The organism is Thioalkalivibrio sp., assembly GCF_007692535.1.
Taxonomy (GTDB): Bacteria; Pseudomonadota; Gammaproteobacteria; order Ectothiorhodospirales; family Ectothiorhodospiraceae; genus Thioalkalivibrio.
In genome coordinates this window covers 1-11859 of record NZ_REBW01000124.1, presented here as the reverse complement: position 1 = coordinate 11859, position 11859 = coordinate 1, and the positions used below count along the sequence as shown (strand labels likewise).

General features: G+C 65.8%; 11 protein-coding genes. 1 reads left to right on the top strand and 10 read right to left on the bottom strand.

Annotated elements, in window-relative coordinates:
- Positions 1 to 27 precede the first annotated feature (27 nt).
- From EA346_RS06430 to EA346_RS06405, 6 genes are all read right to left on the bottom strand, one after another.
- Positions 28 to 903: a transporter associated domain-containing protein gene (locus EA346_RS06430; protein ID WP_296756814.1), complete on the bottom strand. Its 876-nt coding sequence runs from the start codon at positions 901 to 903 to the stop codon at positions 28 to 30.
- A 162-nt stretch (positions 904 to 1065) separates the two neighbouring features.
- Complete coding sequence (gene ybeY / locus EA346_RS06425; protein ID WP_296756812.1) at positions 1066 to 1524, bottom strand: rRNA maturation RNase YbeY; 459 nt, start codon at positions 1522 to 1524, stop codon at positions 1066 to 1068.
- Complete coding sequence (locus EA346_RS06420) at positions 1517 to 2491, bottom strand: PhoH family protein (protein ID WP_296756810.1); 975 nt, start codon at positions 2489 to 2491, stop codon at positions 1517 to 1519. Before EA346_RS06420 ends, ybeY begins: the two co-directional genes overlap by 8 nt.
- Positions 2472 to 3851 carry a tRNA (N6-isopentenyl adenosine(37)-C2)-methylthiotransferase MiaB gene (gene miaB, locus EA346_RS06415; RefSeq protein WP_296756807.1) on the bottom strand — a complete coding sequence of 460 codons (1380 nt, stop codon included), beginning with the start codon at positions 3849 to 3851 and terminating at the stop codon, positions 2472 to 2474. The genes EA346_RS06420 and miaB overlap by 20 nt, the downstream gene beginning before the upstream one ends.
- A 34-nt stretch (positions 3852 to 3885) precedes the next feature.
- Positions 3886 to 4377, bottom strand: a complete 492-nt coding sequence (ssb, locus tag EA346_RS06410) for a single-stranded DNA-binding protein (protein WP_296750239.1) — start codon at positions 4375 to 4377, stop codon at positions 3886 to 3888.
- A gap of 146 nt (positions 4378 to 4523) precedes the next feature.
- A complete protein-coding gene (locus tag EA346_RS06405) occupies positions 4524 to 5891 on the bottom strand; it encodes an MFS transporter (RefSeq protein WP_296756805.1) in 1368 nt (455 codons plus the stop codon).
- Positions 5892 to 6366: 475 nt separating this feature from the next.
- Between EA346_RS06405 and uvrA the strand changes: the two genes are divergently transcribed.
- Entirely contained in the window at positions 6367 to 9234 is a 2868-nt protein-coding gene (gene uvrA / locus EA346_RS06400) for an excinuclease ABC subunit UvrA (protein WP_296756803.1), read from the top strand.
- Between the two features lie 256 nt (positions 9235 to 9490).
- Here the strand turns inward: uvrA and rplQ are convergent, their stop codons facing one another.
- The 4 genes from rplQ to rpsK all read right to left on the bottom strand — a co-directional run.
- On the bottom strand, positions 9491 to 9868 hold the full coding sequence (rplQ, locus tag EA346_RS06395; protein WP_296756802.1) for a 50S ribosomal protein L17: 378 nt from the start codon (positions 9866 to 9868) through the stop codon (positions 9491 to 9493).
- A 39-nt stretch (positions 9869 to 9907) separates the two neighbouring features.
- Entirely contained in the window at positions 9908 to 10894 is a 987-nt protein-coding gene (gene rpoA, locus EA346_RS06390) for a DNA-directed RNA polymerase subunit alpha (protein ID WP_296756800.1), read from the bottom strand.
- 21 nt (positions 10895 to 10915) lie between these two features.
- The gene (gene rpsD, locus EA346_RS06385; protein WP_296756798.1) at positions 10916 to 11536 is read right to left on the bottom strand and encodes a 30S ribosomal protein S4; all 621 of its coding nucleotides are present in this window, start codon (positions 11534 to 11536) and stop codon (positions 10916 to 10918) included.
- A gap of 21 nt (positions 11537 to 11557) precedes the next feature.
- On the bottom strand, positions 11558 to 11859 hold a 302-nt coding region (rpsK, locus tag EA346_RS06380; protein ID WP_296756796.1), incomplete at its 5' end, for a 30S ribosomal protein S11.

Genomic DNA, 11859 nt, shown 5'->3' with positions numbered 1-11859 from the left:
GCGGGGCCGGGTCATCGGTTACGCCGGTCAGGAAGCCGAGGGATCACGCTGGACCGGTTCCTGGACCCGGCGCATCTCCACCAGATGCAGGCGCCGGTTATCGGCTCGCAGCACGCGGAATTGCATACCGTCCAGCACGACGCTCTCGCCGCGGCGCGGGACATGGCCAAAGCGCGACAACAGCAGGCCACCGATGGTGTCAAAGTCCTGCTCGCTATACCCGGTCTGAAAGTAGGTGTTGAACTCCTCGATCGGAGTCAGTGCCTTGACGGTATAACGGCCGCCCGGGTGCTGCATGATCTGGGTGAGGTAGTCGTCGACGTCATGCTCGTCCTCGATCTCCCCGACGATCTGCTCCAGCACGTCCTCGATGGTGACCAGCCCCGCGACGCCGCCGTATTCATCCACGACGATGGCCATGTGATTGCGGCTGAGCCGAAACTCCTTCAGCAGCACGTTCAGCCGCTTGCTCTCGGGCACGAACACGGCAGGCCGCAGGATTTCCTGCATGTCGAAAGCGTCTTCGTTGGCACCGGGGAAGAAACGCAGCAGGTCCTTGGCCAGCAGGATTCCGGCAACCTCGTCACGGCTGTCGACGATCACGGGGAGACGCGAATGCGCGGAGGACACCACCTCCGGCAGGATCTCCTCCAGGGTGGCATCCCGGCGCACGATGTCCATTTGCGCACGGGGTACCATGATGTCGCGGACCTGCATCTCGGCGACGTTGAGCACGCCCTCGAGCATGGTCAGGGCCTCGGGGTCGATCAGTTCCCGCGCATGGGCGCCGCGCAGGAGTTCGACGAGCTGCATCCTGTCGCGCGGCTCGCTGGAGATCATGGAGCCCAGACGATCGATCAGACCGCGGAGGGGGGCGACCTCGGAGCGGCTGGATTCAGGCATCGATTTCAGGCCGGCACGGAATGCGGGGCAGCCAGTTCACTGGACAGCAGCCATATCCCGACGGGGCACGGAGGGCCGGGGAACCATGGCTCATGACCTGCGGATCCTGCTCCCGTGGCCTCGCGGGAGATCCCGAACGGCAACGGCGGGTACCAGTCATGTTCAGGGTAACTCCTCGTAGGGGTCCGGATAGCCTAACCCGTCCAGCATTTCCCGCTCAATCGTCTCCATCGCCTCGGCCTCGGCCGCGGTCTGGTGATCCAGACCCTGCAGGTGCAGCATGCCATGCACGATCATGTGCGCGAAGTGCGCTGCCAGGGGCTTGTGCTGTTCCCTCGCCTCGCCGGCGAGAACATGCGCGCACAGCACGATGTCGCCCAGAAAAAGGGGATCTCCGGGGACGGTCGCCTCGGGTGGCGCTGGAAACGACAGGACGTTGGTCGCGGCCTGCCTGCCGCGGAAGGCCTCATTGAGATGCCTGCCCTCCTCGGCGTCCACGACGCGCAGCAGCACCTGCGCCGCGCCCTGCCCGCGCCAGGCGGCCCGCGCCGCCTGATGCAGGGTACGGGGGGCGGGCCAGCCGGCCCTGGGCAGCGCGTACTGCACCCGCACCTCAAGCACCGGTGCCGGAGTCAGGGGGCGGTTCGTGGGTGGCATAGGCTTCGACGATGCGCTGCACCAGGGGGTGGCGCACCACGTCCTCGGCCTGGAAACGCGTGATGCTGACCCCGTCCACGCCCTCCAGGATCCCCGCGGCATGACGCAGGCCCGACATCTGCCCTCGTGGCAGGTCGACCTGTGTCACGTCACCGTTGACCACCGCTGTGGAACCGAAGCCGAGGCGGGTCAGGAACATCTTCATCTGTTCCACGGTCGTGTTCTGCGCCTCGTCCAGAATGATGAAGGCCTCGTTCAATGTCCGCCCACGCATGTAGGCCAGCGGCGCCACCTCGATGACCTGACGCTCCATCAGGCGCGCCACGTGATCGAAGCCGAGCAGTTCGTACAGAGCGTCGTACATGGGCCGCAGATAGGGATCGATCTTCTGCGCCAGGTCGCCGGGAAGGAAGCCCAGCCGCTCGCCCGCCTCCACCGCCGGGCGCACCAGCACCAGGCGCCGGACCCGATCCTGCTCCAGCGCCGCGACGGCCGCGGCGACCGCCAGATAGGTTTTCCCGGTACCTGCCGGCCCGACACCGAAAATCAGGTCGTAGCGGCCGATCGCGCTCAGGTACTGGATCTGCCGTGGCCCTCGCCCGCGGATCACGGCCCGTCGCAGGCGCAGCACCGGCTCCCGTGGTTCCTCACCGGGAAGGTCTGCCAGATGCGCTGCCTGCAGCGCGGTGTGGACCTGCTCGAGGGTCACCGGCTCGTCCTGCGCCATGCGGTGCAGTTCCTGAATCAGGGAGGCGGCGGCCGGCACCATGGCCTCGGGACCCGTGACGTTGAAGCGCGCGCCACGGTTGTGAACATCGACGCCGAGCCGCGACTCGATCAGGCGCAGGTGGGCATCCAGCGGGCCGGACAGGCGCGACAGCGTCTCCTGGTCGCCCGGGTCCAGCGTGAAGTCAGCGCGATTCTGGGGCATGAGCCGGGAAGGGCACTCCGGCGGCAACGAGGCCGCTCTCCGCAAGGACTCCGCGCAGCGAATGCGGCTGGGCGTCCGTGATGTGAAGGTCGACCATGCTGCCGATCAGCTCGGCCGGACCTGCAAAATTGACGACCCGGTTGTTCGCCGTACGCGCCGCGAGCTCCGTCGGCTCGCGCCGGGATGGGCCCTCGACCAGCACGCGCTGGACACCGCCGACCATGGCCTCGTTGCGGGCCCTGCCCTGTGCCTCGATCAGGGCCTGCAACTCCTGCAGGCGCAGCTTCTTCACCGCCATCGGGACGTCATCGGGCAGGCTCGCGGCGGGTGTTCCGGGCCGCGGACTGTAAATGAAGCTGAACGAAAAATCGAAGCGAAGCTCCTCGACCAGGCGCATGGTCGCCGCATGGTCGTCATCGGTCTCGCCGGGGAAGCCGACAATGAAATCCGAGGACAGGTCCAGATCCGGACGCAGGGCGCGCAGGCGGCGGATCCTGGACTTGTATTCCAGAATGGTGTGTCCGCGCTTCATCTGCGCCAGGATGCGGTCGGAGCCGCTCTGCACCGGAAGATGCAGATGGCTGACCAGCTTCGGCTGGTCGGCATAGGCCTGGATCAGCCGGTCAGAGAACTCCACCGGGTGGGAGGTCGTGAAACGGATGCGCTCGATCCCCTCCACCTCGGCGACGTAGTGGATCAGCAGGGCCAGATCGGCCGTGTCGCCATCGTGCATCGGGCCGCGGTAGGCATTCACGTTCTGACCCAGCAGGTTGATCTCCTTCACGCCCTGCGCGGCGAGACCGGCGACCTCGGCGATCACGTCATCGAAGGGCCTACTGATCTCTTCACCCCGGGTGTAGGGCACCACGCAGAAACTGCAGTACTTGCTGCAACCCTCCATCACCGAGACGAAAGCGCTCGCGCCCCGCGCCTGCGGTTCCGGCAGGCGGTCGAACTTCTCGATCTCGGGGAAGCTGATGTCCACCAGCGGCTTGCGGTTGCCACGCACCTGCTGAATCAGCGCAGGCAGCCGGTGCAAGGTCTGGGGCCCGAAGACGATATCCACGAACGGAGCCCGCTCGCGCAGCGCCGCACCCTCCTGGCTCGCCACGCAGCCGCCGACGCCGATGATGATCTCCGGTCGAAGCTCCTTCAGTGCACGCCAGCGACCCAGGAGCGAAAACACCTTCTCCTGGGCCTTCTCGCGGATCGAACAGGTATTCAGCAGCAGCAGGTCGGCACTCGCCGCATCTTCGGTGACCTCCGCGCCGTGCAGTTCGCGCAACGCGTCGAGCATCCGGCCGGAATCGTACTCGTTCATCTGGCAGCCGTGGGTCTGGATGTAGACTTTGCGTATCATGCCGGCCCCGGATGGCGCTGCTCGATCCCCGCGGTCAAAACGGGACGTCATCGTCCTGGATGCCTCGGCCCCCCGATGGCCCGCTGCCGCCTCCGCTCTGGGAACCCCAGGAGGATCCCTGGCCGCCGTCTCCGCGACCACCCTGCTCGTTGGAATAACCGCCACCGGGACCGCCCCCGCCGCCAGCACCACGCGATCCAAGTAATTGCATCTCGCTTGCAATGATCTCGGTGGTATAGCGGTCCTGCCCGTCCTGACCCTGCCACTTATTGGTCTGGATTCGGCCCTCGATGTAGACCTGCGAGCCCTTGCTCAGATATTGCGCGGCAATCTCGCCGAGCCGCCCGAACAGTACGACCCGGTGCCACTCGGTGTTTTCCCGCTTCTCGCCGGACTGCTTGTCGGTCCACTGCTCGCTGGTCGCAAGACGCAGGTTGGTGATGGTGAGCCCGGAAGGGGTCTCACGCTTTTCGGGGTCGGCTCCGAGGTTGCCGAGCAGGATTACCTTGTTCACTCCGCGGGCCATGGCTGCTCCTTGTCGTTCGCTCGCTGGACGGGATCCCGTAGTGTAGCAAGCAGGCATGGCGATGCGGTAGAACAAGCACACTCCGGCCAGAACCAAGCCGCAATGGGAAAGCGATTCCTGTGCGGCTCGAGCCTGAAGGCTGGCCCTCAGGCCCGTGCCGCGGAATGCCCCATCAGCACGTCACGCAGAGCGTGCTCATCGAAGCTGGCAGGGTCCACCTTCAGGTAAACGGCCGCCTCGCGGGCACTGACGCGCGCTTCCGCCACGCCCTGCAGCGCATTCAGGCGACCGCTCAACTCGCCTTCTGCAGCCATCCAGGGCTTCGGCAGCGCATAGGCCCGATTCGAGAGGTGACTGGGGGGCGCCATCGTGGCCGCGACGAGGAGCCACACGACCGCCGCCGCGAGACCGAGGCCGAAGACCCCGGCAACCCCGACGTAGGTGAGGGCGAGGCCGCCCAGGACCCCCCCCGCGAAGATGCCCAGGAACTGACTGGTCGAGAACAGGCCCATCGCGGTCCCCTTCTCCGCGACGGGCGCGGTCTTGGCGACCAGGGATGGCATCGCCGCCTCCAACAGGTTGAAGGCGGCGAAGAACAGCACCAGCGCAATCCCCAGCAGGAGCCAGGTTGCAGCAAAGGGCAGCAACAGCTGAACGCCCACCAACAACCCGATCGCACCGATCAGCACCGGCTTCAGAGCACGGCGGCGCTCCGCGTAAATCACTGCGGGGATCATCAGCAGAAAGCCCAGGACCAGCACCGGCAGATAGACCTGATAATGGAATTCGGAAGCGAGTTCGAGGCGTTCCACCAGCATCAGCGGCAGAACCAGGAAATTTGCCGCCAGCGTCATGTGCAGGATGAAGATGCCGACGTTCAGCCGCAGCAGTTCCGGTTCCCGCAATGCGTGCCGCAGGCCTCCCGGCACCGGGACCATGTCCGGGTGCGGCCGACACCGGGCGGGCACCGGCACCCAGAAGAACAGCAGCAGAAGCGCGACGCCACCGAGAATTGCGGTGAGCCAGAAGATCCCGGACAGCCCGAACATCCGGTCCACCACGGGGCCGAGCACCATGGCGGCGGTGAACGTCAGGCCGATGGTCAGGCCGATCACCGCAAGGGCCCGGGTACGCCGCTCCTCGGAAATCAGGTCGGCGGTCAGCGCCAGGACCACGGCGGCCACGGCGCCGGCGCCCTGCAACGCGCGACCGAGGATGATGCCGTAGACCGATTCGGCCAGTGCGGCGACGATGCTGCCCACGATCAGCAGCAGCAGACCCAGGGCAATCAGGGGTTTGCGGCCCACACGATCCGAGATCATGCCGAACGGGATCTGCAGCAGGGCCTGCGTCAGGCCATAAATGCCCAGCGCAAGCCCCATCAGAAAGGGTGTCGCCCCCGGCAGCACATCGGCATAGAGCATGAACACCGGCAACACCATGAACAGCCCCGCCATGCGCACCGAATAGATGGCGGCGAGTCCGGAGGTGGCACGCAGTTCGGAGGGCGTCATGGGCGAAGCGGTCGATCCTGGAACGATGGGGGAACCGTGCCGCATCTTACAGGGAACCGGACGCCGGCGGGATCGTTGGCAAGAGCCCGGCGGCACCGAACGGGGCTGGCCGGCCGTCCTCCCGCCGGTAAATCTCATGCCTCGGAGCACATCACGCCGAATGATGAAAGTGGCAGCGACTATGGAGTGCGGCGGCTTGCCGCCGCTGTGAGGAGCTGGGGTATCCCCGACACCGAAATAGCGGGAGCAAGCTCCCGCACTCCATAAGTGAGAGCGTAGGGGCAAGTGTGGCCGTCGTTTCACTTTGCCCGCAGCAGGGTTCCTGCCGTCAGGCCTACAGGGATGTATTCACGGCGTCCCGCAGGCAGCGCACCGGCGCGGTACTCCTCCTCCCCAAGCCGGAAAACCAAGAGGATCCCCCGCGAGTGATACCATCATCGGCTGAGCGCAAGAACGTCATCAATGCGGAGAAGACATGGCCACGATCCGGATCCGCGGCGCACGCACGCACAATCTGAAGAACGTCGACCTCGACCTGCCGCGGGAGAAGCTGATCGTGGTGACCGGCGTTTCCGGCTCGGGCAAGTCGTCCCTGGCCTTCGACACGCTGTTCGCGGAGGGCCAGCGGCGGTACGTGGAGAGCCTTTCCACCTACGCGCGGCAGTTCCTGTCGATGATGGAAAAGCCCGATGTCGACCTGATCGAGGGATTGTCTCCGGCGATAGCGATCGAACAAAAGAGCACCTCGCACAATCCCCGCTCCACCGTGGGAACCATCACCGAGATCTACGACTACCTGCGCCTGCTGTTTGCGCGAGCCGGCGAACCGCGGTGCCCGGAACACGGCGAGACGCTTGCGGCCCAGACCATCTCGCAGATGGTCGACCAGGTGCTGGCACTGCCGCAGGGAGATCGGCTGATGCTGCTGGCCCCGATCGTGCGCGGGCGCAAGGGCGAGCATCTTCGCCAGCTCGAGGCGATGCGAGCCCAGGGATTCCTGCGCGCGCGCATCAACGGCGAGGTCTGCGACCTCGACGCCTTGCCTCCGATCGACCCGAAGCGGAAGCACGACATCGAGATCGTGATCGACCGCTTCAAGGTACGCGACGACCTGCGCCAGCGCCTGGCAGAGTCCTTCGAGACCGCCACAGGGATTGCCGAGGGGTTGGCCCTGGTGGCGTGGATGGACGAACCCGAGCGCGCGCCCCTCGTCTTCTCGGCACGCTTCGCCTGCCCGGTGTGCGGCTATGCCATCCGGGAACTGGAACCGCGGCTGTTCTCCTTCAACAACCCGGCAGGGGCCTGCCCGGCCTGCGACGGCCTGGGCGTGCGCCAATCCTTCGACCCGGAGCGGGTGGTCGGGGTCCCGGAGCTCAGCCTCGCCGGGGGCGCGGTCCGCGGCTGGGACCGGCGCAATGCCTGGTATTTCAGCATGCTGCAGAGCCTTGCCCGTCATTACGGCTTCGATGTGGAGACGCCGTGGGCCGCGCTTCCCGCTTCGGTGCGCGCGGTGATCCTGCACGGTTCCGGCGTGGAGAAGATCCGCTTTGCCTATCCGGGCGGAGACGGGCAGCCCCGTGCCGAGATGCGGAGATTCGAGGGCGTGATCCCGAACCTCGAGCGGCGTTACCGGGAGACGGACTCCCCGGCCGTGCGCGAGGAACTCGGCCGCTATCTCGCCAGCCATACCTGCCCGGAGTGCAACGGCACGCGGCTGAATGCAGCGGCGAGAAATGTCTTCATCAACGGGCGCAACCTGCCCGCACTGACGCGCATGAGCGTGACCGAGGCCAGGGACTTCTTCCAGGGCCTGCGGCTCCCCGGCCGCTTCGCCCGGATCGCGGAAAAGATCGTCCGCGAGACCGACGCCCGCCTCGGTTTCCTGGTCGATGTCGGCCTGGATTACCTGACCCTGGACCGCTCCGCCGAGACGCTCTCCGGCGGCGAGGCGCAGCGGATCCGGCTTGCCTCCCAGATCGGATCGGCACTCGTGGGCGTGATGTACATCCTGGACGAGCCTTCCATCGGCCTGCACCAGCGCGACAACGAGCGCCTGCTCCGTACCCTGATCAACCTGCGCGACCTCGGCAACACCGTGATCGTGGTCGAACACGACGAAGAGGCCATCCGCCGAGCCGACTATGTGGTCGACATCGGGCCCGGCGCCGGACGCCATGGGGGCGAAATCGTGGCCAGTGGCACCCCGACCGAGGTCGAGCAGAACCCGCGTTCGCTGACCGGAGACTACCTGACCGGTCGCAGGGCCATCCCGATCCCGAAGCAGCGCACCCCGCCGGCCGCGGACCGCCTGCTGACCGTCCGCGGTGCCCGTGGCAACAACCTGAAGCAGATCGACGCGTCCTTCCCCGTCGGGCTGCTGACCTGCGTAACCGGCGTCTCGGGATCGGGCAAGTCGACCCTGGTCAACGATACCCTGTATCCCGCGGTGGCCAATGAACTGCACCGAAGCGACCACGACGTGGCGGCGCACGACGGCATCGACGGCCTGCACTGGATCGACAAGGTCGTGGACATCGACCAGAGCCCCATCGGCCGCACGCCCCGTTCGAACCCGGCGACCTATACCGGCCTGTTCACGCCCATCCGTGACCTGTTCGCGTCTACCGCCGAGGCGCGCTCGCGCGGCTACAAGCCTGGCCGATTCTCCTTCAACGTCCGCGGGGGGCGCTGCGAAGCCTGCCAGGGCGACGGCGTGATCAAGGTGGAAATGCACTTCCTCCCGGACGTGTTCGTCCCCTGCGACGTCTGCCGCGGCCAGCGTTACAACCGCGAGACGCTGGAGGTGCGCTACAAGGGCCGCAACGTACACGAAGTCCTCGAAATGACGGTCGAGGACGCCCTCGAATTTTTCCGCGCGGTCCCGGTGATACGGCGCAAGCTGGAAACCCTGATGGACGTCGGGCTGGCCTACCTGCAACTGGGGCAGAACGCGACCACGCTGTCCGGTGGCGAGGCGCAGCGCATCAAGCTGGCCCGGGAACTCTCGAAGCGCGATACCGGGCGGACCCTCTACATCCTCGACGAACCCACCACCGGACTGCACTTTCAGGACGTCGAGCAACTGCTCGCAGTGCTGCACCGACTGCGCGACCATGGAAACACTGTGGTCGTCATCGAGCACAACCTCGATGTGATCAAGACCGCCGACTGGCTGATCGACATCGGCCCCGAAGGCGGCGAGCGTGGCGGGCAGATCCTGGTGGCAGGAACCCCGGAAACGGTGGCCGAATCGCCCGCCAGCCACACCGGACGCTTCCTCGGTCCGATCCTCCTGCGCAACCCGGAACCTGCCCAAGACGCAGGGAAATCCAAGACCGCATAGCGCGGTCGCGGCTTCAAAAGACGTTCAGCGGCCACCGAGTACCTGGCACCTTGCCCTTCGCCGTGGAGCTGGGTGCCGGGGGTTCGGGCACGCTCAAGCCATCCATGGGCGCTATGCACCGGCCGTCCATGGCCGGTGAATGCCCGAACCCCCGGCACCCAACTCCACGGCTCCCCTAGCCGCATAGACATCCCAACAAACTGCGAAGCCGGCTCGCGGCCGGCTTCGTTTCACTTGCGACACCTGATTTAACCGATCAGTCGGCGGAGGACGGCTCCGGACGGTCGAGCAGTTCGACATACGCCATCGGTGCATTGTCACCGGCGCGGTAGCCGCACTTCAGGATGCGCAGGTAGCCGCCCGGACGGGCCTGGAAGCGCGGCCCCAGATCGGTGAACAGCTTCCCGACCATTTCCTTGTCCCGCAGCCTCGCGAAGGCCAGCCGGCGCGTATGCACCGAATCCTTCTTGCCCAGGGTGATCAGCGGCTCGGCCACCCTGCGCAGCTCCTTGGCCTTGGGCAGCGTGGTCTTGATCAATTCATAGCGCAGCAGGGAGACGGTCAGCGCCTGCAGTGTCGCCTTGCGATGAGAGCTGTTTCGGCTCAGTTGCCGACCAATGTTGCGATGACGCATAAGAGTTACCTAGGTTCGTAAGTGCGGCCTGGGCCGGTTTTATTCAGGGGCGTCCTGCAGCCCCGGGGGTGGCCAGTTCTCCAGGCGCATCCCCAGGGACAGACCATGGCTGGCCAGCGTATCCTTGATCTCGGTCAGCGACTTCTTTCCGAGATTCGGGGTCCGCAGCAGTTCGACCTCGGTGCGCTGCACCAGATCACCGATGTGGTAGATGTTCTCCGCCTTCAGACAGTTGGCCGAACGCACCGTCAATTCGAGTTCATCCACCGGACGCAGCAATACTGGATCGACGGCACCCCCCGTCTGGATTCGGGTATCGCGCGCGGTTTCCTTGAGGTCCACGAACGGCGCCAACTGGCTTTGCAGGATTCCTGCCGCCTGGCGCACCGCATCGTCCGGTGCCACCGCGCCATTGGTTTCGAGTTCCAGGACGAGGCGGTCCATGTCGGTCCGCTGCGCCAGCCGGGCGCTCTCGACCCGATAGGCGACCCGACGGATCGGGCTGAAACTGGCATCGAGCATCAGCCGCCCGATGGTCGTCTCTTCCATGTCGACCTGCCGCCGCATCACCACCGGCTCATACCCGCGACCGCTGCGCAGGCGCAGCGACATCGCCAGTTCCACGTTCTTGGTGATGGTCGCGATCACGTGGTCCGGGTTCACCACTTCGACGTCGTGATCGAGCTTGATGTCGCCGGCGGTCACCACACAGGGGCCCTTCTTGCGCAGCGACAGCACCGCTTCCTCGCGAGCATGCATCCGCAGCGCCACGCCCTTCAGGTTCAGCAGGATGTCGACAACGTCCTCCTGCACACCCTCGATCGTGGAGTACTCGTGCAGCACGCCCTCAATCTCGACCTCAACAATCGCGGCCCCGGTGATCGAGGACAGCAGCACGCGCCGCAGGGCGTTGCCGAGGGTATGACCGAAACCACGCTCCAGCGGCTCCAGGACGACCTTCGCCTTGTTGCGGTTTTCGGCTTCGACTTCGATGTGCTGCTTGTTGACCAGTTCGTTCGCTTGCATGTCCTCTCCTGCCGGCAGGGTTTACTTGGAGTACAACTCCACAACCAGCGATTCGTTGATATCGGCCGGCAGATCGGAACGATCGGGGAAGGCCTTGAACACGCCTTCGAACTTGCTGCTCTCCACCTCGATCCAGGACGGCAGACCCGCCTGTTCGGCGAGTGTCATCGCATCCCGAATCCGGACCTGCTGCCGGGCTTTTTCGCGGACCGAAATCACATCGGCCGGGGAGACCTGATAGGAGGGGATGTTCACCGAACGGCCGTTGACCAGGATCGACCGGTGTGACACCAGCTGCCTCGCCTCGGCGCGCGTGCCACCGAATCCCATTCGGTAGACGACGTTGTCCAGACGGCCCTCGAGCAGGCGCAGGAGGTTCTCGCCGGTGGATCCCTTCAGCCGCGAGGCTTCCTTGTAGTAGTTGCGAAACTGCTTTTCCAGCACCCCGTAGGTGCGACGCAGCTTCTGCTTCTCGCGCAGCTGAACACCATAATCGGACAGGCGGGTACGCCGGTCACCATGCTGCCCCGGCGCCTTGTCCAGCTTGCACTTCGTCTCGAGGGCGCGGGCACGGCTCTTCAGGCCCAGGTCGGCACCTTCCCGCCGGCTCAGTTTGCATGTCGGTCCAATGTAACGGGCCATAGATAAAACTCCGAATTCTGTTTAAACGCGCCGCTTCTTGGGCGGACGGCAGCCGTTGTGCGGGATGGGGGTGATGTCGCTGATGTTGGTGATCTTGAACCCAACGTTGTTCAGCGCGCGCACGGCGGACTCGCGCCCGGGACCAGGACCCTTCACCAGGACCTCGAGGTTTTTCACCCCGTGCTCCTGGGCGGCGGACCCAGCCTTCTCTGCGGCAACCTGGGCCGCGAACGGGGTGGACTTGCGCGAGCCCCGGAAACCGGAACCCCCGGAGGTCGCCCAGCTCAGCGTGTTGCCCTGGCGGTCGGTGATGGTGATGATCG

Coding starts and splice junctions, on each gene's coding strand:
- EA346_RS06430 (WP_296756814.1), bottom strand. CDS start 903: ATGCCTGAATCCAGCCGCTCCGAGGTCGCCCCCCTCCGCGGTCTGATC.
- ssb (WP_296750239.1), bottom strand. CDS start 4,377: ATGGCCCGCGGAGTGAACAAGGTAATCCTGCTCGGCAACCTCGGAGCC.
- miaB (WP_296756807.1), bottom strand. CDS start 3,851: ATGATACGCAAAGTCTACATCCAGACCCACGGCTGCCAGATGAACGAG.
- EA346_RS06405 (WP_296756805.1), bottom strand. CDS start 5,891: ATGACGCCCTCCGAACTGCGTGCCACCTCCGGACTCGCCGCCATCTAT.
- uvrA (WP_296756803.1), top strand. CDS start 6,367: ATGGCCACGATCCGGATCCGCGGCGCACGCACGCACAATCTGAAGAAC.
- EA346_RS06420 (WP_296756810.1), bottom strand. CDS start 2,491: ATGCCCCAGAATCGCGCTGACTTCACGCTGGACCCGGGCGACCAGGAG.
- rpoA (WP_296756800.1), bottom strand. CDS start 10,894: ATGCAAGCGAACGAACTGGTCAACAAGCAGCACATCGAAGTCGAAGCC.
- rpsD (WP_296756798.1), bottom strand. CDS start 11,536: ATGGCCCGTTACATTGGACCGACATGCAAACTGAGCCGGCGGGAAGGT.
- rplQ (WP_296756802.1), bottom strand. CDS start 9,868: ATGCGTCATCGCAACATTGGTCGGCAACTGAGCCGAAACAGCTCTCAT.